Raw genomic sequence first — 21,219 nt, 5'->3', positions numbered from 1 at the left:
CTCTATGGTAACTGCCATGAGTCAAATCCGGAAAGGAGAAGAAACCAATGAAGATGTTGTGGGAATAGTACTGTTGAATTTTAAACCGTTCTTATGCACAATCATCGACCAACGGATCGGCTCGAATATTTTAGCGATGCCGTTTTAGCTATAGCGGCAACACTGCTTGCTACCGAACTGCCTAAACCTGAAACCGAAACGGGCTTGTTGCAAGAGATTGTGAAACAATGGCCTCATTATGCGGCATTCGCTGCGTCTTTCCTGTTTATATGCATTGCCTGGTCCAACCATCACAATATGTTTATTTACATTAAGAAGACGGATCAGTACCTGCTTATATTAAATATCTTGTTTTTGCTGTTCGTTACACTTCAATCCTTTACCACAGGCCTATTGGCAATTCATGTAGGCAAACCAGACGAACGAACGGCAGCACTGATATACCATGGCACATTGGTGTTAATGACATTTTTTTACAATTGTCTCTGGTGGTACGCAATTAGAAACAGTGAACTTATGGAGGACGATATAGACAAAAGGCTCATTCGGCTACTTACAAAAGAATATGCCATTGCCCCTGCGCTGCACCTTGCTGCCTTACTCATTTGCTTGTGGAGCGTACCTTTTAGTATCATCCCTGTTTTATTGTTATACATCTATTTTGCCTTACCTCGGCTTAGTGAAAAAAGGATGAAACAGCAAAATCCAACTCAGGGATAGGAAACATAGGATAATTCGACTTCTTGGACAAACTAGTTCGTTTGTTCCTCATTGGAGGAAGTACAAACGCTTAGCCGCTTTCTTGTTTCGAAGAACTAAAGTCGTGCAGATATTGCGCTAACTTGTTTAAGTGGCGCGTGAGTAGCGCTATTTGCCACCAAGTAGGGGCGGCTAAGGTGCTGTACCTGGCCGCAATGGCCTACAATCTAAAGAAGTATCTGCGCACCACCCCACAGCAGCAAGCCGATAATGTGGTGGCACTGCCATTACCCGATCAATTTCGTTGGGCCTTGCTTTACTTTTGCAACAGCCACTACCGCTTATGTTAAGTAGACCTTTTTTCTAAAAGGTGTGCGCCTAAGTAATTCGTTGAAACATAAAGTACTATCTTGTTTCGTATCCTATCCTGTTACCCGCTATGAACAACAACGTATCTGTTGGTGGTCTCTTACTGCTGGCTTTCTGGGTGGCGAGCTGCGAGTCAGAGAACAACGCGCCCCGCCTCTTGCGCGTGACCAGTATCAGCCCAGGCATGACGCTGCTTGGGGGCACCAGCCTTGGCGATGCGCTGGGCGGCCTATGTCTATCTTGTGCCATGGCCATCCTGACTTGCTGCTCCTATGTATGACCTCGTGTTCGCGTATACAGCGCGGCTATCGGAAGTTCGCCTGCGCCCTGGGCTTCGAACATCCCTCTGGGCGGAGCAGGAGCCCGGCTACCAAATGCCGTGTGAGTTTATTCACGTCGAAGAAGTGTCGGGGTCAGCGCGAGCAACTGCGCTAGCGCGCCTACGTGTGCGACTGCTGGACTCGACCAGGGTATCGGAACGCCATCTACACACCCTCTTTTTATTTGGGCATCCAGGCCGCATTGTGGGGCAGGGGCACTTACTGGCCCTTGTACCAGCGCAGGAATAAAAGAGGGGGCATCGTTTCCCGCTGAACAGGCGAATAAAACACGGATACTGCTACCTCTACCGCCCGGTGAGCCAAGCGCTGGACCTGTTTGGGAGTGAAGCGGCAGCCGCGACGGGTGCAAAAGCCCAACTCCTCCAACTCGTGGGCAATCTGGTTTTTGCCTTGTCCTCGCGCCCGACGAGCCACGATCAACGCCCTAGCCTAACGGTTGGCCTCGTGGGTATGCGTATTCTGTGGCCGGGTCGCTAAGCCCTGCGCTTGTACTTCCTCTGTTAGGTTAGCTGACGTACCCAACTGCTTACCTGGCGTCTTGACTTTGCTATTGGCGGCAAGCGAAGCGCACGTACCTTTATTGTAGGCAGGGAGAAGAATGGCAGAAAGGAAGTACCTAATAAAACCAGCCTTTTTTGGGACGGGTCATGCATTGGTCTTGTCTCAAAAAAGGCTCCAATAATCGGATGGACCAGACACCTTCCTCTATCCGGCTTAGCTAGACCACCTCATAGTTCGGGTTTGAGTGGACTCCAGAACGATTCGGCGTAGGCATTAATCATAGCAGTTACGGCGCCGGTTCCTACTTTCTACTACCGCGTGTCGACTTGGATTTGATACGCCGACCAGCTAGTGCGACAAGCAAGGAGCGGTCCCTATTCTTGCCGAAGCTAGTCGGTGAGCTTCCTGCCGAAAGGGCCTAGATGAGAAATGCATACTTGGCGAGCGGCGGCCTCTCCAACTTGCGCCAACTCCTTTACATAGTGGACTGAGTCCATCTTCTGAACGTCTTCCGGCCGAAGGTGGTCGAGGCCGTGTTGTTTCAGCCCGGAAGCGGAAAGGTCGGCATTGTAGCGAACGTAGCGGAAATGCCTGGGCGTTTTCTGTGCTAGATTCTCCACGTGCCCTTCCTCATCCATCGGGACCATATCATGTAGCTCGCGGTCAATGGGTGCCCCGTAGCTGCAGCGACCAATGGTGCGGCAGTTGATGTCTTGGTCCACGTTGACGGTATACATGAGGTCGCCTAAAAGCTTCTTGCCCGTGTCCAGCAAATTAGCGTAGCTACCCACGGTGGGTGCCGAGCCCGCACCAACCGAAACTAGCAGAAGCTTGTCTTCCCCTACGGGCCAATTTAGCTTATATGCCGGTTGAGTAGCCATCCGATATAAAAGAAAAGCCGGGTTATTGTAGGGCGTAACCCCCCCATCTACGAATACAAACGTTTTGGTTGGATCATGCTTATCCCATTGTAGCGTTTCGGGGGGAAAAAAAACGGGTGCCGCTGTGCTGGCGCGTACCAGCTGGTGCAGCTTGATATGCAAGTTGCAGTCTGGCCGGTGTAAGGCGTTGTACGTAGCAAATGGATTGTTCGTGATGGGCCAGGGCGAATCGGTGCTCCGATTCATTGTAACCACGAGCAGCAAGCACTGAAGCTTGCCTTCCCGTAAATCGAGGGTGGTCTCACTCCCAAAGGTTTCTTTCAGCATGTCCAATAAGGGCCCTGCCTCATACAAAGACTTCCACTGCTTTAACAAGAAAGCCTTATTAAACATGTTCTTGCCCTTATGCAGGTAGAAATCAAGCAATTCAGCTACCGACATACCTAGCGCCAAGCCAGCGGCAATGATAGCACCGGTGCTTGTTCCCGCGATGTAGTCGAAGTAATGACAAAGGCGAAATTCAGGATTGTTCTCTCCCACAGTATGTCGAAGCTGCTGCTCAAGCTCCCCTAGGATCTTCAACGTAATTATGCCGCGTATTCCCCCGCCGTCGAGCGCTAGTAGCTTGCGCGGACGTGCAGCACTGTACCGCTCACCTAAGGGTTCCCAAGTTGCCACAAGTTAAAGATTAGCTTAAAGCGTAGTCTAGAATAAAGAAAAATTGCCAATCATGCTAAAGCTACTGCCATTTACTTCTATCTGCTTGAGTTGGTCACCGGCTTGGCAAGCGGCAGTTCGTCAAGCCTTTGCCCGGCACGGGCAACGCTATGGCACCCGCCGAATTGCACGCCAAAGGCCACGCAGTAGGCCGCTGGCGTATTTGTCGTACGCTGGCCCAGTCCGGTTTGCGGGCCCAACAACCCCGTTCCTTCATGCCGCGCACCACCGAGCTCAACCCGGCCGCGCGCCGCGCCCAACCGCTTGCTGGGCCAGCCGGCCCCAACCGCGTGTGGGTCGGCGATATCACCTACTTGCCCAAACAAGGCAGCTGGCTTTACCTAGCCACGTGGCTCGACCGCTGCTCCCGCAAAATTGTCGGTTGGAATGTGCGCGAGACCATGCCTGAAGACCTCGTGAGCGAAGTTCTGTGCCGGCCACTAGTCGTGCGCTGACCCCCGGCCGGGCTCATATCCACTCCGACCAAGACAGCCAGTACACGGCCACCCGCTTTCAGAACCTGTTGGCGCGGCACGGGGCTTAGCAGAGCAGGAGCCGGCGCGGCAACTGCTACGACAACGCGCACGCCGAATCGTTTTAGAGCCGCCTGAAAACCGAGCTGCTCGACGGCGGGAGCTTTGCTGGCCTGATCGAAGCACGCTTGGAAATCAGCCATTACATCGCCTATTACAACGCGGAACGCCGGCATTCGGCGCTCGGTTATCTCGCCCCTAACCCCTTCGAAACCCAATTTCAAACTACGTCCCAACTCTGTGCGGCCTAGCTAGACCACCTTAAAGGAAGGCCACGGCCTTTTCCGTCTCACTTTATAGACCTTTCAGTTCCCCTTCATCTAAAGCGTTAAGCTTAGGTAGCCAGACCGAACTGGGTCCTGACCTGGGCAAAATACTCCTCGTCGCTGGCAGCGGCACGTGCTGCCAGCATCTGCAGGGCATCTTCGCCCGCAATGTAGCGTAGCGTGTCTGTTTCGTCCGTCGCGGCCGCGTAAACCACCTCGGCAATCCGCTCTGGTTCCGAACTTGTGCCCATGAGCTTGCCATACGCTGCCATGGCCGATTCGAGGAGCGGCTGGTACTCTGTTAACCCAAGCTCGTTGTTGAACGCCATTGAGCGGCCCGCGAAGTCCGTCTTAATTGCACCAGGCTCGACGAGCTTTACCCTAATGCCGAGTGGCGCTAATTCATACTGCAGCGCTTCCGTAACACCCTCGACGGCAAATTTCGACCCGTGATAGAGGGAACCGAAGGGAAGAGTCATACGGCCGCTCGTGGAGGTGACGTTGAGGATAACGCCCGCGCGCTGCGTGCGGAAATGGGGCAGGATGGCCTGCATCGACTGCAACACCCCCATCAGGTTCACTTCAAACTGGCGCCGGATTGTTTCAATCGGGGTGGCTTCAAGCGGGCCGAAAGTACCGAAGCCCGCATTGTTCACTAGCACATCGATGTGGCCGAACCTAGCGATGCCGGCGTCCATTGCCTGACCGATTGAACTCGCATCCTCTACGTCCAGGCGCGTGACGAGCACGCGGTCGAGCGTTGTCAATTCGGTTTCGTTGGCCGGATTGCGCATCGTTGCGATGACATTCCAACCGTGGCGCTGAAAAAGCTTTGCTACGGCGCGCCCGAGACCGGATGACGTGCCCGTGATAAGGATTGTTTTGTTCATCTGGTTTTATTCTAAGGAAAATGTGAAAAGTCGCGGCAACTCAGCTCTATGGCGGCAATGACTTCTGCGTACTACTCTTAGTAAGGAATTTTTATTACGCACTTGCGCCTAACGCCTTGGCCCAATCATTCAATTTCAGCAAAACAGGGTAACCGGGGTTCAAATTGCCTATACCCAGGGATGGTTTCGTATTCGGGTCCTCATAAGCGGGCGCTTCCAGATTGAACGATGCAAACTGGCACCCGAGAGGAGATAGGATAGCCGGCCGTGGCTGAGCTGATGCCGGTGGTATCACCCGTGACGAGGGCAAGTTTTCAAGAAGGTTCCATGTTGAAACAGTTTGCTGTATTGGTTTCACAAAGAAACTAACTTAAGTCACCAGGAGTTACTATTGCTAATCATTTCGCCTCACAAACTGGTTACCTGCTCGTAACTAACGGCGGCTAAGCTCCTGCTGCGCTTGTCGAAGCAAGCGCATTCTGCTTCTCGAGTCTTTTAGACCCTTTTCTTATGCGTGACGCCACTTTTTGTTCTTCTTCCTGCAACGTCACCCGCACCATGGGCGTGCTGGGCGGCAAGTGGAAACTCATTATTATTTCCTATCTGAGGCAGCGCCGCCGCTTTGGGCAGTTGGTGCAGCGCTCAGCGCTCATCTCGCGCAAGGTGCTTACCGAGCAGTTGCGCGAGTTAGAGGAAGACGGCATTGTGCGCCGCGAAGCTTTTGCCGAGTTGCCGCCCAGGGTCGAGTACTCGCTCACCGAGTACGGGCAGGCGCTGCTGCCCATCATCGACCAACTGGTTGCCTGGCACAACGCCTCGCCCGTAATAGTAGCCGCTCCGACGGGCGAGATGCCGCCGCCTAGCGTATAATGCCAACTGCCCGGATGGGGTACTACTAGCCTGGCTGGTGTTTCCCTCATGAAAAAGCAACTTAGGCTAGGAGTGTGGTGGGCACTTGCGCCTTCCTAACCCTCGTTGGCACCGATAGGGCCGTGCGCGGAGAAAGCAGTAGCAGAGCGCCACCACAAGCCGAATCGTTCGATTCGGCTTACCTTGTTGTACTCGTCTCCTAAATAGAAGTTGGGCTTCTAGGCCATGGAGAAACGCCGGGCTCGTTCGCGTGGGAATCGGCAACAGACGAACTAGTCCACCGCTTAACGCGGACCCCGTAGCGTTTCGGCGGCGCAACGAACCTAACAAGGATCCCACGCATAACACGGCATTCTTAAGCCACTGTTTACGCAAAGATAAAGCATTAATATCCAGTAAATTATGATGAAACCCTAGGTGGTTCCACCCCGGCACCCAGCGCGAAGGCGACTGGCTCCCTGGCCCCGTTTCATGCTTGAACTCCTGCAACAACCCTGGCCTGATACGTGGCAGGCCCCTCAATGGCCTGTCGATGCCCGCCTCGCTACTCGTGGGCAACAAGGCCCCAGGGCACCAGCTCTTCGCTACGCCATAAGTGTGCGGCCTGCGCGCCGGCTGGCATTCTTTTCTCACCTATACCTGGCGGGCCGAAAGCTGGAACTTGGGGTTCGTACTCGGCATCGCGCTGGGGGGCTTCATCAGCTACGGGCTCCTGGCTCCCTCCGACGTTGTCGGTATCTCGCCCGAAACCGTGCGCGACCTGAGGCCGAATTGTATCTGACCGACTTATAACGTATTAACTCTACAGTTTACCTGGAGTACCTTACTAAGTTGCAATAGGCACCTTACGGGGTACTCCAGATTTCGGGCGTATTCTCGTGCGAAAAAGTGGACTCGGTGCCGGTATGCTGATACCGGTGACGACCACCCCAGGCATGTAAAGTGCCACAGATCGGCACCAATTCCCGGCCGATTGGAGTCAACTCGTATTCCACGCGGGGCGGCACTTCAGCAAATACGTGCCGGGTCACGAGCCCGTCAGCCTCCAGTTCCCGCAGTTGCAGGGTGAGCATGCGCTCGGTGATGTTGGGGATGTTTTTCTTGAGTTCCCCAAAGCGCTGCCGGCCGGGTTCGAGCCGCATCAAGAGCAGCAATTTCCACCGCCCGCCCATCAACTGCACCGCATAGGTCAGGTTGCAGTCGGTTAGCAGTTTCCGGTTCAAGCTATTCGTCGAGTTTTCCTTGATGCTGGTCATTACTTACATTTTTGTGTGTATCGCACTTTGGGTGGGTTAGTTACCGAATACAAGGTACGCAGCTTACGTTTGTAAAAGCAAAACCGGTCGCTAACTGGCTCGTCAGTACCCGCCTCCCGAAGGCCTGGCCACCCCGGGCTGCTGATAGACTAAGGTCCCCCGCTACCGGCTGCCCCTTTTAATTTCTAAGCGTCGCAAGCTTTTACCCGCCCGTGGGCTCTCCTGTATCCTCACTAACCCTTTCACCACCTTACTTATGTTCTCCACTGCTTTCAAGCCCACTAAGCTGGCTTCCCTTTCCCTGGCCAATGCCATCGTCATGGCTCCCATGACGCGCAGTCGCGCCCTGAACGGCATTCCCAACGAGCTTATGGCCGAGTACTACCGCCAGCGCGCTACGGCGGGCCTCATTATCGCCGAAGGCACTTCGCCCTCCCCGAATGGCTTGGGCTATGCCCGCACGCCCGGCCTCTACACCCCGGCCCAAGTAGCGGGCTGGAAAAGGGTTACCGAGGCCGTGCACGCGCAAGGCGGCCGGATTTTCGTGCAGCTCATGCACACGGGCCGTATCTTCCACCCGCTCAACCTGCCGGCCGGCGCCGAGGGCGTGGCCCCCTCCGCCGTGGCCGCCGCCGGTCAGATGTGGACCGACCAGCAGCAACTGCAGGATCAGCCCACTCCCCGGGCCCTGACTACCACCGAAGTGCAAGTTACCGTGCAGGAGTACGCCCAGGCCGCCCACCTAGCGTTGGAAGCCGGCTTCGACGGCGTGGAGCTGCACGGGGCCAATGGCTACCTGCCGGAGCAGTTTCTCAACCCGGCCTCCAACCAGCGCACCGACGCGTACGGCGGCAGCGTGGCGAACCGGGCCCGCTTTATGCTCGAAACCATTCGGGCCATCGCCACAGCTGTCGGGGCCGCGCGCACGGGCATTCGCCTCTCGCCCTGGGGCACGTTCAACGACCAGCCTAATTACCCCGAGATCGACGAAACCTACGCCTATCTGGCGCAGGAGCTGCAGAAAATGGGCTTGGCCTACCTGCACCTGGTTAATCCCTCGTACCTGGGCGCGGCCGCGGCCCGGACCGTGCAAACCATCCGCCAGCACTTCACGGGCGCCCTCATTCTCAATGGGGGCCTCGCCACGGTGGAAGCCATTGACGAGGCCCTGAACAGCGGGCTCGCCGACTTAGTTTCTTTAGGCCGACCCTACATCTCGAACCCCGACCTGGTGGCGCGCCTGCAACACCAGGTGCCGCTAGCTCCTTCCGACCCCGCTACGTACTACGCCCCCGGTCCCGGCGGCTTTGCCGACGGCTATACCAACTACCCCGCTGCCAAGCGGGAGGAACTGTCCATCGGTTAAGCCGACGCGAACTCGCTCTCTGGCCCCGCCGATGGCCAGCAGGTAGGCCCCGGGGCACGCTGGCTTTGCTTGACTACGCGCGCCCGAAAGGTGTTGCGCAGAAGGAATGAGCCAGGAAGCCAATGGCCGCGCGCTGCCGGCGGCCAGCGCCTCCGCCATCGTAATCCTGTTCCACGCGGCCATAAGGCACAAAAGATCTTCTATGGTTCTGACTACCAGCTCCAGCAGGGGCCGACCACAACGACCGGCAGAACCTGGAAAATAACGCGCAACCCCTCAGCGGCATCCGCCTGCATTAGCGCATAGGCGGCCGCGGGCTCGCCCTGCTGCTGCCTGCTCGCCCCCAACCTCTTTCGCGGGGCGACAGCTGCTGCCCGCCTTGACGGCCCACTACACCCTCCTCGCGCCAGAGTCGAGAAGCTGTGGCCAGAGCGACAAGCCCGAAGTGGGCGACGAAGTGCACCTGCTGGCCGAGGATGTTCGGCCGCTGGTACGCCAGCTCGGGTTAGAGAACGTGAACCCGATCGGCCAGGACCCGGGCAGTATCCAGGCCTAATGAGCCGCCCCCCGACCCGCGCGCCGAGCGCTCAGTGCTTAGCTTATCCGCCGGTGGGGGCGGGTGCACAAGCCCGCCAGATCCCCGCGCAGGTGGCGCAGCGGGCGCACAAGCGGGACGAACGCTTGGTAGCCCGGCGCTCAGCCACCTCCTTAACGCCCGGCGGTAGCAACTGCTGTTGCGTACCGCCAGCGCCTCGCCCTACGGGGCCCTGCTTTTTATTTCCTACTCCTGAACAACCAGACCAGCGGCGTCGGCCCATACTCGTAAACCCTATGGCAAACACCATCATCATCATCGGGGCCGGCCCCGGCATCAGCGCGGCGGTGGCGCACCGCTTCGGCGCGGAAGGCTACGCCGTGGGCCTCATCGGCCGTACCCCGCCGCATAGCGAGGCGCTGGTAGCGCAACTAGCTGCCCAAGGCATCCCCGTGGCCTTTGAAGCGGCCGACGCCGGCAATACCGCCGACTTGCAGGCCGCCTTGCGTCGCCTGTCGGCCAAGCTCGGGAGCGTCCGGGTCCTGCTCTACAATGCCGCGGTGAAAAAGCCCGGCGATATCCTGCGTTTAGCCGCCGACGACCTCGTGCAAGATTTCAACGTTAACGTGGTGGGGGCCCTGAGCAGCGTGCAAGCGGTGTTGGAAGAGCTCAAACAAAACGGCGGGGCCGTGCTGTTGACCGGCGGGGGCCTGGGCACGCACCCACACCCCGCCTTTGGGTCGCTCTCCATTGGCAAGGCCGGGCTGCGCAATCTGGCCGGGCAGCTGCACCAGTGCTTGCAGCCGGAAGGCGTTTACGCGGGGCTACTGACGATTAAGCAAGGGGTTGATCAGGGCAATCCGGCCTATTCGTCCGCCGTCATGGCCGAGCATTTCTGGCACATGGCGCAGACCCGCACGGCACCGGAAACCATCGTCTAGGTCCCCGTCCGCTACGCGTTTCGCTTCTAGCTATCATCCATGACCAAATGTTAGGGGAGAAAACGTAGCGCGCTTAGGCCTTCACCCGGGGCGGGGTAAACGCTTCGGTTACGCCCTTACTCATTTGCTTGAGCAGTACCCCCGGGGCCAGGCGGCTCATAGAAAGTACTGGCCAAGGAATTGAAGGGTAACGTAATAAGTACACCGTAGCGGGCAAAACGTATGCGGTCGAGCTACTCACTTTGCTCGTGCCGCTCTCCCGGCTAGCTCCCCTTAGCCGCCGATCGGCAGGCGTTCAGGCGAATGATTACCTGCTGATCGTGTTCACCCTGCTTCCGGCCGGGGGCAAGATAAAACCCTGCGCGGATGCGCAGCAGGCAAGCTGGGCGCAGTAACCTTTCGGCCGGCGCTACTTAAAACAGCGGCTACCAGCGAATCGGCTCGGGCACAAACCGAAACCCGTCTCCCTGTTTCGCCAGGTGACCTAAACCCGGCCAGGGAAAATGATACCCCAACACGCGCGTTCGCTCGGCGGCCAAAGTTGAAAAAACCCGGGTCCGAGTTTTCGCGGCCGTGGAGGGGTCCAGATCGGCCGCAAAATGCAGGAGCGGGTTTTCGAGCGATAGCACGGCATGATGGGCTAAGTCACCTAGCAAGAACAACGAGTCAGTGCCCGCGCTGATTTCGAAGCAGATATGTTCGGCCGTGTGTCCCGGCGTGGAGTGCGCCGTCACGCCGGGCAGAAACTCCTCCCCAGCACGGATGAAAACCAGGCGTTCCCGCAGGGGCAAAAGATTGGCGCGCGCGACGCGAACGGCGACCGCGGCCCAGCTGTCTAGCAGTGCTTCGTCGGTCCAGTAGGCAAAGTCGTGTTCAGCCAGGTAGATCGACGCATGGGGGAAGGTAGGTTGGCCGGCCGTATCGCACAGTCCGCCCACGTGATCGGGATGCGGATGCGAGCAAAGAATGGCATCAATACGGGCGGGATCAATGCCGGCGGCGCGCAGATTGTCGACTAGCTGGCCGGCGCCTTCGCCGAACCCTCGGAAGGAACCCACCCCCGTTTCCACCAATACGTTCGTGTTACCCAGCGAAAAGAACAGGATATTTTGCTCCACAATGATTTGCTCGGTTGGCAAAAAGTTTCTGGTCAGTGCCTGTTCCACCTTCTGCGTTGTTTCGCCCAGGAAGACCTTCTCGGGAGCCCCCAGCGCCAGGGTGCCGTCCGAGACGATATAGCCTTTAACATCTCCCACGAAAAAGGGATAAACTGGCGCCGTTCGGTGCTTGCTTACCTCTACCATATACACGTTGCGCGCAGAGGCGCTTAGTCGGGGCGGGGGTCGTTGGCCGCCGGGCTAGGCTCGCTGGCGGGCGGCGGGGCGAAGAACATGTTGTACTTCGGGGCCAAGCCTAGGGCGCGCTGCAGCTCGGCCATATCGGGTGGGCTGGCCGGAAGCGGGTCGGAGGCCAGGGCGGGACGCGAGGCCTCGTCGAAGAAAGCCTGGTGCAGCAGGTTGGCCGTGCTCAGCAGCCGGGCGGGGGCCCCGCTGCGGTTGGCAAAGCCATGGAAGGCATTGGGGGGCACGATGAGCGTTTCGCCCCGCTCGCCGCTGACCCAGTCCTGTTGACCATTGGTGAGGCGCATGAAATCGACCCGCCCGTCGAGGATGTAAAACACTTCGGCATAGGGGTGGCTATGCAGCGGCACGCCTTTGCCCGGGTCGAGTGGCAACTCGTAGATGGCAAAGGCGTAGCCGGTGTCGGCCGCCTTGGCTTTCCAGGTGAAGCGCGAATCGGCGATATCGAAGTGCTCGCCTTCGCCGGCGCCTATTTTACGAACGCCCTCGGTGGGCGGAATCAGCAAGGAAGTGCTACTCATGATAAGGTATAAGTGAAAAATGGGAAATCAGGATGTATAGGCCAAAGCGTCTGCGCTCCTACTGTTGCCCGCTGCAAAATGGGCAACCCTACATGAGGAAAGAATGAGGTGGGTGCTACCCTTGGAAAAAACAAGTAGCATTAGCGCCGTCACCAGGCAGTCAAGGGCTACCAACTTGCTACCCAACCTTACGGGCCGCACCAAGCCGCTACTAGGCCTCGGCGGCCAGCTAACCTAAGTCAGCCCGGCGGAGGCTTTTGGGGCCGCCGGGGGCTAGACCGGGAAATACGCTGCTTTTAGGTACTCCCGCAGCGCCGTGGGCTGGCGGCCCAGCAGCCGCGCGACCGTGTCGTGGGTGCCCGCCAGCATGCCGTGCTCGGCGGCCGCCCCCCACTGGGCAAAGAAGTTGGCGACGGGTTCGGGCAAGCCGGCCGCTACTTGCTGCGCGATGTAGGGTGCCGGCTCGCTGCTGCGGTAGGTGATGGGCCGACCCGCTAGCGCGGCGAGTTCCCGGGCGACCTCGTGAAACGAATAAGCTACGCTCCCGGTCAAGGTATACTCCTGGTTGCCATGGCCTTCGCTGGTGAGCAGGGTCGCCGTGGCGGCGGCCAACTCGGTCCGCTTCACGAAGGCGATCTGGCCTTCTCCCGCCGGGAAGCGGATCTCCGCCTCCGGCACCTCGCGGCCTATCAGGTACGCCAGGCCTTCGAAGTAGTAGCCGTTGCGCAATATGGTGTACACCAGCCCCGACGCTTTAAGGTAGGCTTCCGTGGCCAGGTCGCTGTCCGTGACTTCGGGCAGCACAAAATCGGTATCGCGCTGGATGCTGGTGTAGAACAAGTGCTTGACCCCGGCTTCCTTCGCGGCGTCGATGACGTTGCGGTGCTGGCGCACCCGGTCGGTGAAGGCCACAGCGGACACGAGCAGCACCTTCTCGACGCCCCGAAAAGCATGCACCAGGGCGGCATAGTTGAAGTAGTCGGCGGGCCGCACGTTCACGCCCCGCGCCGCCAGGTCGGTGGCTTTGCGCACGTCGCGCACCAGGGCAGCGATTTCGGCGGCCGGGGTGGTCGCGAGCAAGCAGTTGATGGTTTCGTGGCCTAAGCCACCGGTGGCGCCAGTTACTAGTATCATGGGAAGAAAGTAAAGACCCCTACTGCGTGGTCGGTAAGAAGTTGAGGGAGAGAAAAGCAATAACACGGGCGGCTACGGCCAGGAAAAAGGGCGCTAAGCCAGCACTTCGCCTGGCCGCCCCCAATTCCGGTCGAGTTCTCTAGGCGGCGGATGTACCTCCTGCATGCCCACCAGCGCGGCCGGCAGTAAGGCCCCGACCGGAAGAAATAGGTGAAGGAAAAACCGGTGTCCGCCCTCCTAGCTCAGTGACCCGACCTCGGAGTAGGTGGAAACGGGCAGAGCCAAGAGCGAGGTAATGCGCCAGCCTTTGGGCCGCTGAGCAGACGCCTGTCCTTTTAGGCAGGAACAACCTGATGCTTATTTGCTTACCAACGCGGGTGAACTGCCAGCGGCTCTGGGGGCGACGACGACGCGGTCAAAGGCTCGGCCCGCCGGGTGCAGGTCGCCACTGGCAATGCGCTGCACGGGCCCGAGGGCCTGGCCCATGGCGTTGCCTTTGGCATCGGTGTGCACCGTGGTCAAAGCATAGTCGCGGGCGTAAGGGGGCTGAGTTGAATTGGTTAGGTAGATGTCATAGTCCGTGTTGGGGGACAGTGCGCGCAGGGTAAACGTGGCCAGGTCCACTAAACCTTCCGAGCGCAGGTTCATGGTGCCTGCGGCCGAACCAGTGGTAAGCGGCCTCAGGTTTCGCACCAGCGTGGGCTTGTCGAGTAACTGCTGGCCGAGGTTGGCCGTGCTGAGTACGCCGGAGGGCACGGCGCCCGGCACGTACAGCAAGGCCATGGGGGCCTGACCAACCTTGATTTTGCCCAGCACCCGGTTGGTAGTTGTGTTGATGGCCACCGCCGAGTCGCCGTTTTCCAGGCCCACGTACACCCGGCTGGCGTCGCCCGAGGGCCAGATTCCGTGCGGGTTAGCGCCCACCGGAATGGTCGCCAGCTGCCGAAAGCCCGGCTCGCGGCTGTACACCTTCACCACGTCTTCGCCGCCCACCGTGACGTAGGCCATCTTGCCGGTGGGCAGGTCCACCGCCGCGACGTGGTTGGTGATGGGCCCCGTAGTAAGCACCCCGCTAATGGTGAGCGTCTTCGTGTCCAGAACCGAGACTTTGCCCACGTCTTTGTGCGTAAACCAGATCTGCTGACCATCCTGGGTTGGAAAGATGTTAGGCGAGAACGGGCTAGCCACGGGAAGGCGCTTGATGATTTTATAGGTTGCCACATCGATCACGGCCAGCTCGGGGGAAAAGCTGGAGCACACGAAGGCCCGCTTGCCGTCCGGACTGAACGCCACCTGACCGGGCCCGTTGGCGACCTGAATGCGGCGGGTTTCGCGCAGCGTGGCCGTGCTGATCACCGATACGTAGTCCTCGCCGCGCACCGTCACCCATACCTCCCGGCCGTCGGGCCGGAAGGTAGGCTCGTGCGGGGCCCGGCCCACGTACACGCTGCCTTTGATGGCGTTGGTGGCCGTTTCCAGAAAGGTCACATTGTTCGAACCCACCGACACCACGGCCAGCAGCCGGTGGTCGGGCGAGGCCCCCAGGCCGTGCACCAGGGCCTGTCCCCGGTAGAGGGCCGACACCAGGTCGGGCTGCGGCTTGCCTAGGATCACCTGGCCCACAAGATGATTGTCGGCGGGGTCGATAACCGACACCGTATTGGAAATCTGATCGGCGGTATACACCCGGTCGCGGTGGCTCACGGCTTGGGCCTGGGCTACGCTGGCGGCCAGCAGCAGGCCCGGAAAGAGAAGGTATTGCATGGCTAAAACCCGGCGGTAGTTAGTGCGTGGGAGAAGCCACGGGGTGCTGACGCAGCCAGGCCTGCATTTGCTGAATCTCGACCTGCTGCTCGGCGATGATGCTCTGGGCCAGCCGGCGCAGCGCCGGGTCTTTGCCATAGAGCAGCTGCAGGCGGGCCATGTCCACGGCCCCCTGGTGGTGGGGCACCATCATGGCCGCGAAACTGGCGTCGAGGTCGGTGGGACTCGCCCCATCCATGCGGCGCATGCCCTCGTCCATTACCAGCATGACCGAGTCCATGCCGTGCTGGAAGGCGGCTACTGGGCTGCCCGGCGCCGCGGTCGGGCCCATGGGCAGACCCGCCCTGGGGGCGTGGCTCATGGTGGCCATCTGGTGCTGGTGCTGGGCCTGAGCGGCCGGTACGGCCCCGAGCAGCAGGCCGGTTAACAGGAATCGGGTTCTCATGATTGTCTGGTAGCCAACGGCTTATTGATTGACAAGCAAACGTACGAGTAGCCGTCAGCCCCTGCCAGGGTCCGGCGGCCAGCTGGCCTTATTCGGCCCTGAGTTGGCTTTTTTGGTTGCTGGGGGCTAGGCGAAGCGCTTCAAAAACTGCTGGATGCCCGCGTTGTAGCTGCGCGCCGAGCTGACGTGCTGCCCGTTGGTCATGCGAAACAGATATTCGCCGTGGGTCCACGATTTAAACTCCACGATGTGGCTGGTATTGATGACGTAGGAGCGGTGGATGCGCAGAAAGTGAGCGGGGTCGAGCCGCTCGGCGAGCTGGCCCAGCGTGGCCCGCACGGGGTGGGTGGCGCGGGCCGTGTGCAGCAGCACGCCGCTGCCCGTGGCTTCGAGATAGCACACCTCGGTCGCGGGCACGAAGAACTGCCGCTCGGGTTGCTTGACCACAAACCGGTCCTGGTACTCGGGCGGCGGGGCCGAACCGGGCCGGCCCGGCCAGGCCTGGAGCAGGGCCGCCAGGTCGGCATTGAGGGTCTGGGTCTGGCGCTGCGTAACCTGCTGCTGTACCCGGTCCACGCACTCGGTGAACCGGTCGGGGTCGAGGGGCTTCAGCAAGTAATCCACGGCGTGCAGCCCGAAAGCCGCCACGGCGTACTGGTCGTAGGCCGTCACGAACACCACCAGCGGGAGCGGATGGCCCGCGGCCCGTAGGCGTTGCAGCACCTGCACGCCGTCGAGGTCAGGCATTTGCACGTCCAGAAAGACCACGTCGTACGCCCCGGCTTGCAGGGCCGCGAGGGCCTCGGTGCCATTCTGGCACTCGCCCGCGACGGTCAGGCGCGGAAAGTCGGCGAGCAGCTCTCGCACCAGGCCGCGGGCCAGCGGCTCATCGTCAACCAGCAGGGTGCGGATCGGCGTGCTCATGCGGCGAGGGGTGCGGGGCCGGGCGCAGGAGCCGCCTGGAAGGGCAGCGACAAGCGCAGGCAGTAGCCTTGGCCGGGCGCGGTTTCGACGCGCACGGCGTAGTCGGTGCCGTAGCGGGTAGCCAGCCGGCTTTCGAGGTTGCGCAGCCCCAGGCCCCGCACGGCGGTATTGGCGCTGCCTTGGCCGTTGTCCTGCACCTGCACAACAAGCCGGTCGGCCTCCTGTTGGGCGCTGATGGCCAGTTGGCCGACCCCCGCCTGCGGAGCCAGGCCGTGGCGCACCGCGTTTTCCACCACCGGCTGCAACAGCAGGGCGGGTAGGATGGCGACTTCCGTGCCGGGGGCAATGTCGTAGGCCACGGCCAGGCGGTCGGGGAAGCGGGTCTGCTCGATTGCCAGGTAGAGGCGGGTCAGGTGCAGCTCCTGGGCCAGGGTCACTTCCTGGGTGTCGCTACCCTCGAGCACGAGGCGCAGAAACTGGCTGAGCTGCGCCAGCATGCGCCGGGCCGCCTTCACGTCGGTGCCCATCAGGGCCGAGACGGCGTTCAGGGAGTTGAACAGAAAGTGGGGCTGGAGCTGCATTTTCAGGGCTTGCAGCTGGGCCTGCACGAGCTGGGTTTCCAGTTGGGCCGCCTGCACCTGACCCTGGCGAAACCGCTCCCGGTATTGCACGGCGTAGGCCATGCACAGCAGCATCCAGTAAATGGGTACCCAGGTATTGGCATTGGCCACCACGGTGGTGAGCGAGAGGGTACCGGGCAGCACCCCCAGCACGGACATCAGGCCAGCGTAGACCAGGCGGTACAGGAGGGTCAGGCCGTAGCTGGCGGCCGCGTGCACCAGCAGGTTGGGCAGCAGGCGGCGGCGCTCGGTCAGGTCGAAGCGCGTGGCTAGGGCAAACACCACCGGCGTGAGCAAGCCCCAGAGCAGGCCGTGCAGCAGGCGGCCACCCAGGGTTTCACCCCAGTGGGTGGGCGTGCCGGCCGAAAGGTTCTGCGCAAAGATCAGCAGCACCATGAATCCGCTGAACAGCAACCAGGCCAGCGCAATAACCGGCCCCGGGACCAGGGGCCGGAAGGACGATGAGCTTTCGGTGGTAGGCGGGGTGGGCATAGCGTCAAAGATAGTACTCCTCCAACGCTATTGAAGGCAGACGCGTTGAGGTGGCCTTTCGCCGCGCTTACCTGGCTTTTCTGCTGCTTGCTCTTGTAGCAGGAAAGTAACCTACTTATCAGTGGCACATCCGTGGCCACGCCCCACATGGCGGGCGTGCTGCTGCGTGGCAAAAGCATCCCGCTCAGCGGCACCGTAAAAGTGATCCGGACGGTACTGCCGATCCGATTGCGCGTCTCTAAAAAATTTCCGGTCCTCAGACCCAAGGCCCGCCCGAACAGGCGGGCCTTTTCTGTGGTGTCTGGATCCGCTACCCGCGCTAGCGTATAGCGAACAACGACGGGCCACCCCTTTCCTAGCCTCTAATCGAACCTAGCCGCAGGTGCTCCGGCACTCAGCGAACAGCACGGATCACTCTGCACAGCCCCCTCGCGAGTGACTCCCAAGGTAGTGAAGGCTGGCGGCGAGGTTTGCAAGGGTGAATCTGCAATGGGAATCTGGGGCTGTAGAGCGTATGCTGCCGGGCTTCGAGGGGGCTCAGCAACCGGTGAAAAGCACTAGCCGGCGGGAACGTGAGGGCCATGCGCCAGTTGACAAACCAGCGCGTAGGGCCGGCCCCGTCACTAAGGGGGACGATCTGGTCATGGCGCGGGTCTTGCCGGATCGTGGCATAAAGCTTGGGAGCTGCAACTTCCGAGCCTTTCAAGAACTGCGCGAAATACCCGTCGCCGTAACAAAACAAGTTCGGTGCTGTGGCGAAACGTATTGCTAGGGTGCGCTTGGGTGACCAGGTCCGTCAGGTCAGCTCCCGGGAAGGGACGCGCGGCCAGCTTACCCTCCCTGTGAAACAGCGGTAGCGAAGACACCTATGACTTCACACCTGCTTTGTCACTCAAGAATAGTGATAAACGATCGTTGAATAGCTTGTCAGCCATCTTAAACTAACCGTCATTTAAAGGAAAGGACGGCCTGCACAAGTGATAAACGAACCCTATATGATCAATGAAGAAATAAATTTTGGCATGATAGTCGAGGCTAAAGACGAGAGTTGCGGGAGGTAAATCATTTAAAAACCTGCGTTGCCTAGGGTCCAAGCTTGGGCTTTGGGTAGGCACGGGGTGGCTGTTGCAGAACCCGGTCTCTATTCTGGTAAAGCTTTCTTGCAGTCCTCATTGGCTGCACTCAGTAGCTGAATACAGACTTTTTAGCCCGGTTGATCAACTCTTACTGCCCATCCGGTTGCCCGTTGAGAGTTCTGCAACAGCCACTAGACACACCCGACAGAAGAAGAAGGGTTACCCTAGAATACCAGCCGAAGCACCCTGGCTTGAAGCCCCACAAGCACCAACCAGGCAGATAGCAAAGCCAGTCCGCAACCTGTTGACGGACTGTTCAAATCCCTCGTATCGGCTTTCAAAAGCCGGTATGAGGGATTTCCTGCGTTTAGCGTATTCAGCAGGCAAAGGGGCAGGACAACCACCGGCTGTTACTTGAACTACTTTCAGAACGCTCTCCTGCGCGCTTTCTGCGCAGCATGCTCAAGAACTCGGGGGTGATGCCCAGAAAGGAGGCCCTGTGCTTCTGGTTCACACGCTGGGGCAACCGAGAGTAGGAGCGTAGAAAGTGGGCGGAGCGCACCTCGACCGTGAAGTTGAGGCGCGCGTTATCCGGCGGGCCAGGCAGGCAGGTAGCCTGAGGAAGGGTAAACCTCCGCCGCTCAGCAGGTCTGGCTGGCCACCAGACGGGTTGTCGACCCTACTGGGCTATTGGGGCCTTTCAGTCAATATTTTGAATGAACTCCAGCGTGTTGCCGTGCAAGTCGGCCACAAAGCCGCAGCGCTTACCCAGGGGCGGCACATCGAACGGCTCCCGGGTAACCTCGACACCGCGCTCGCGCAGGGCGGCGAGCGTCTCCTCGACGTTTTCGACTGTGAGACACAAGTGTTGAAAGCCGGAGGTGATGGGCGGCGGGGTGGCCTGAGGCTCCCTGGCTGGGCCGTTGCTCAACACTTCCACCCAGAAGTTGTCGTCGTTAGCCGGAGCCAGGAAGGCGAGCTGCAAGTCGCCCAACGTAACCTGCTTGAGTAGGCGAAACCCTAGCTTTTCCGTGTACCAGCCGATCGTACCCGCGAAGTCAAGCGTGCGCAAGGCCACGTGGTCGGCCCGCATTTTTCCATTGATGCCTTCGGCGTTCTTCGCCGGCAGCGGTAGTTTGGTATTTTCCATTCGTTCTTTTTTTGGGCGACCACGGTGGTCGTCGTCGGTAGGTGCTAGTACAACCGCAAATTACCCGGTCAAGTCAGGAGTAGCAGGGGCTTTCACCAGTACATCCGGTGGGAAGGCTGGTACTATTCACTGGCCGTGCGGTAATGCAGGGGCGTAACGCCCGTTAGGCGCTTGAAGAAGCGGGTAAAGTAGGCGGCATCCTGAAAGCCGAGCTCGAAAGCAATTTCCTTCACCGACCGCTCGGTATGGTACAGCAAGCGCTTGGCTTCGAGCAGTTGGCGCTCGTGTAGGTGCTGGAGCACCGTCTTGCCGCTCTGCGCTTTTATCACCGTGTTGAGGTGATTGGCGGAGAGGTGCAGCAGCCGGGCGTAGGCCGCTACATCGCGGAGCGTTTTGTAATGGTGCTCGATACCCGCTTGCAGGCGGGCGGAGAGGCTTGGGGACGCTGGCCCCGGCACGGCCCCACCGAGCTGTTGGTAGCAGCGACGACCGAGGGTGAGGAGCAGCACCCGCAGGTAGGCATACAGCAGCTCGTCGTGCAGGTCGGCCGGCTGCTCATACTCCTGCACGAGGCGCTGGCAAAGGGAGCGCAGCTCTGCCCAATCGGCGGGCGCGAGCCGGAGCGCGTGGCTCAGGTGGGGGTGCTGCACAAAGGGCAGTTGGCGCAGGTCGGCGTTGGTGGCCAGCGCAAAGAACTCGGGCGTGAGGCAAATGGCTGTGCCCGAGGTCCGGACCTCTTCCTTGGCGTGCACCTGCTCAGGGGTGGAAAAGAACAGCGAATCGGCCCGGAACTCATACGGCACCGTGTCAACCCAGTACCGGCCGCTGCCCGTCGTTAAGAGCAGGAGCAGGTAGTACTGCTTGCGGTGCGGTAACAGCCAGCTTTTACGCTGGTCGAGTAAGCTGTCGCTGTGGCGAACAGTGACCAGCCGGGCACGCTCGCTGGGGTGGCGAAACATAGCTTGCGTAGGAATAGGGCCGGGGAGAAAATGCATCGTAAGCGAAAGTAACCGGTTAAGCATACGCACTGGTTACCAGATAAGGGCCTTGGCTGGGGTACTTGGGAGGCGGGTACCTGAGCTGTTGTGAAGAACGGAATTCAGCTTGCCGGTTTAGCAATGCTAACTTCCACTTGTTTACAGCAGCTGACCCTCCTTAGCGGGGTTTTCTGTTCCTGCTCTCACGCTACCCCAACAAGAACACAGGGCTGCGTAATCGGTCAGGCTACTTGTTGGTAATGGCAGCACTAGCAGCAAGTAGCCTGACGAGTGCCCGGACCCAGCAGCTAGGTGCCGCTTATACCCTGGCCGTGTAGGTGCCGGGCAAAATCAAGTGATTTTCAGGGTGTAGAGTCCACGTTAATCGATGTTCTTTTTCTGCACGGACCATTTCTTGTCAGCACAAAGGCCACAATTCGGTCCCTGAAACATTTTTGCGGCAGTGTTATCTCCTCTCAACTGCCATTGCAACCAAGCACGTCCAACTTTACTAAAGTCACCCTCATGCGGTTCTTGGTAGGCAGCTGGGTAATGACCATCTATTTTGCTGCCGGTTTTCTTTGCCTCAG

At 59.6% G+C, this 21,219-nt stretch carries 21 protein-coding genes; 9 read left to right on the top strand and 12 right to left on the bottom strand.

Annotated elements, in window-relative coordinates:
* Positions 1–93: 93 nt before the first annotated feature.
* From P1X16_RS21000 to P1X16_RS20985, 4 genes are all read left to right on the top strand, one after another.
* Positions 94–720: a TMEM175 family protein gene (locus P1X16_RS21000; protein WP_277233379.1), complete on the top strand. Its 627-nt coding sequence runs from the start codon at positions 94–96 to the stop codon at positions 718–720.
* 137 nt (positions 721–857) lie between these two features.
* Entirely contained in the window at positions 858–1,049 is a 192-nt protein-coding gene (locus P1X16_RS20995; RefSeq protein WP_277233377.1) for a hypothetical protein, read from the top strand.
* 89 nt (positions 1,050–1,138) lie between these two features.
* Positions 1,139–1,348 carry a hypothetical protein gene (locus P1X16_RS20990; protein ID WP_277233375.1) on the top strand — a complete coding sequence of 70 codons (210 nt, stop codon included), beginning with the start codon at positions 1,139–1,141 and terminating at the stop codon, positions 1,346–1,348.
* Between the two features lie 355 nt (positions 1,349–1,703).
* Positions 1,704–1,886, top strand: coding sequence for a hypothetical protein (locus P1X16_RS20985; RefSeq protein ID WP_277233372.1), 183 nt, complete (start codon positions 1,704–1,706; stop codon positions 1,884–1,886).
* A gap of 413 nt (positions 1,887–2,299) precedes the next feature.
* On the opposite strand, the gene P1X16_RS20980 is transcribed toward P1X16_RS20985, so the two are convergent.
* Positions 2,300–3,469: a patatin-like phospholipase family protein gene (locus tag P1X16_RS20980; protein WP_277233369.1), complete on the bottom strand. Its 1,170-nt coding sequence runs from the start codon at positions 3,467–3,469 to the stop codon at positions 2,300–2,302.
* A 149-nt stretch (positions 3,470–3,618) separates the two neighbouring features.
* Here P1X16_RS20980 and P1X16_RS20975 point away from each other — a divergent pair, with 149 nt between their 5' ends.
* Entirely contained in the window at positions 3,619–3,963 is a 345-nt protein-coding gene (locus tag P1X16_RS20975; protein ID WP_277233366.1) for a DDE-type integrase/transposase/recombinase, read from the top strand.
* Between the two features lie 412 nt (positions 3,964–4,375).
* Here the strand turns inward: P1X16_RS20975 and P1X16_RS20970 are convergent, their stop codons facing one another.
* On the bottom strand, positions 4,376–5,197 hold the full coding sequence (locus tag P1X16_RS20970) for an SDR family oxidoreductase (RefSeq protein WP_277233363.1): 822 nt from the start codon (positions 5,195–5,197) through the stop codon (positions 4,376–4,378).
* 510 nt (positions 5,198–5,707) lie between these two features.
* Between P1X16_RS20970 and P1X16_RS20965 the strand changes: the two genes are divergently transcribed.
* Positions 5,708–6,067, top strand: a complete 360-nt coding sequence (locus P1X16_RS20965; protein WP_277233360.1) for a helix-turn-helix domain-containing protein — start codon at positions 5,708–5,710, stop codon at positions 6,065–6,067.
* A gap of 845 nt (positions 6,068–6,912) precedes the next feature.
* Here P1X16_RS20965 and P1X16_RS20960 read toward each other — a convergent pair.
* Positions 6,913–7,323: a helix-turn-helix domain-containing protein gene (locus tag P1X16_RS20960; protein ID WP_277233357.1), complete on the bottom strand. Its 411-nt coding sequence runs from the start codon at positions 7,321–7,323 to the stop codon at positions 6,913–6,915.
* Between the two features lie 256 nt (positions 7,324–7,579).
* Here P1X16_RS20960 and P1X16_RS20955 point away from each other — a divergent pair, with 256 nt between their 5' ends.
* The 3 genes from P1X16_RS20955 to P1X16_RS20945 all read left to right on the top strand — a co-directional run bounded on the left by P1X16_RS20955 (position 7,580) and on the right by P1X16_RS20945 (position 10,165).
* Complete coding sequence (locus tag P1X16_RS20955) at positions 7,580–8,689, top strand: alkene reductase (protein ID WP_277233354.1); 1,110 nt, start codon at positions 7,580–7,582, stop codon at positions 8,687–8,689.
* Between the two features lie 367 nt (positions 8,690–9,056).
* The gene (locus tag P1X16_RS20950; RefSeq protein ID WP_346771260.1) at positions 9,057–9,245 is read left to right on the top strand and encodes an alpha/beta fold hydrolase; all 189 of its coding nucleotides are present in this window, start codon (positions 9,057–9,059) and stop codon (positions 9,243–9,245) included.
* Positions 9,245–10,165: an SDR family NAD(P)-dependent oxidoreductase gene (locus P1X16_RS20945; RefSeq protein ID WP_277233349.1), complete on the top strand. Its 921-nt coding sequence runs from the start codon at positions 9,245–9,247 to the stop codon at positions 10,163–10,165. Before P1X16_RS20950 ends, P1X16_RS20945 begins: the two co-directional genes overlap by 1 nt.
* 425 nt (positions 10,166–10,590) lie before the next feature.
* On the opposite strand, the gene P1X16_RS20940 is transcribed toward P1X16_RS20945, so the two are convergent.
* The 9 genes from P1X16_RS20940 to P1X16_RS20900 all read right to left on the bottom strand — a co-directional run bounded on the left by P1X16_RS20940 (position 10,591) and on the right by P1X16_RS20900 (position 20,647).
* Positions 10,591–11,421: an MBL fold metallo-hydrolase gene (locus P1X16_RS20940; RefSeq protein WP_277233345.1), complete on the bottom strand. Its 831-nt coding sequence runs from the start codon at positions 11,419–11,421 to the stop codon at positions 10,591–10,593.
* A gap of 71 nt (positions 11,422–11,492) precedes the next feature.
* Complete coding sequence (locus P1X16_RS20935) at positions 11,493–12,047, bottom strand: cupin domain-containing protein (RefSeq protein ID WP_277233342.1); 555 nt, start codon at positions 12,045–12,047, stop codon at positions 11,493–11,495.
* Positions 12,048–12,320: 273 nt separating this feature from the next.
* Positions 12,321–13,181 carry an SDR family oxidoreductase gene (locus P1X16_RS20930; RefSeq protein WP_277233339.1) on the bottom strand — a complete coding sequence of 287 codons (861 nt, stop codon included), beginning with the start codon at positions 13,179–13,181 and terminating at the stop codon, positions 12,321–12,323.
* Between the two features lie 357 nt (positions 13,182–13,538).
* A complete protein-coding gene (locus P1X16_RS20925; RefSeq protein ID WP_277233336.1) occupies positions 13,539–14,945 on the bottom strand; it encodes a beta-propeller fold lactonase family protein in 1,407 nt (468 codons plus the stop codon).
* A gap of 19 nt (positions 14,946–14,964) precedes the next feature.
* On the bottom strand, positions 14,965–15,390 hold the full coding sequence (locus tag P1X16_RS20920; protein WP_277233333.1) for a DUF305 domain-containing protein: 426 nt from the start codon (positions 15,388–15,390) through the stop codon (positions 14,965–14,967).
* A gap of 126 nt (positions 15,391–15,516) precedes the next feature.
* On the bottom strand, positions 15,517–16,314 hold the full coding sequence (locus P1X16_RS20915; protein ID WP_277233330.1) for a LytTR family DNA-binding domain-containing protein: 798 nt from the start codon (positions 16,312–16,314) through the stop codon (positions 15,517–15,519).
* Positions 16,311–17,426 carry a histidine kinase gene (locus P1X16_RS20910; protein WP_277233327.1) on the bottom strand — a complete coding sequence of 372 codons (1,116 nt, stop codon included), beginning with the start codon at positions 17,424–17,426 and terminating at the stop codon, positions 16,311–16,313. The genes P1X16_RS20915 and P1X16_RS20910 overlap by 4 nt, the downstream gene beginning before the upstream one ends.
* Positions 17,427–19,202: 1,776 nt before the next feature.
* The gene (locus tag P1X16_RS20905) at positions 19,203–19,652 is read right to left on the bottom strand and encodes a VOC family protein (RefSeq protein WP_277233323.1); all 450 of its coding nucleotides are present in this window, start codon (positions 19,650–19,652) and stop codon (positions 19,203–19,205) included.
* A 122-nt stretch (positions 19,653–19,774) separates the two neighbouring features.
* Positions 19,775–20,647 carry an AraC family transcriptional regulator gene (locus P1X16_RS20900; protein ID WP_277233320.1) on the bottom strand — a complete coding sequence of 291 codons (873 nt, stop codon included), beginning with the start codon at positions 20,645–20,647 and terminating at the stop codon, positions 19,775–19,777.
* Positions 20,648–21,219 lie beyond the last annotated feature (572 nt).

This window comes from Hymenobacter sp. YC55 (assembly GCF_029433095.1).
Taxonomy (GTDB): Bacteria; Bacteroidota; Bacteroidia; order Cytophagales; family Hymenobacteraceae; genus Hymenobacter.
This window is presented reverse-complemented; position numbering and strand designations above follow the sequence as displayed.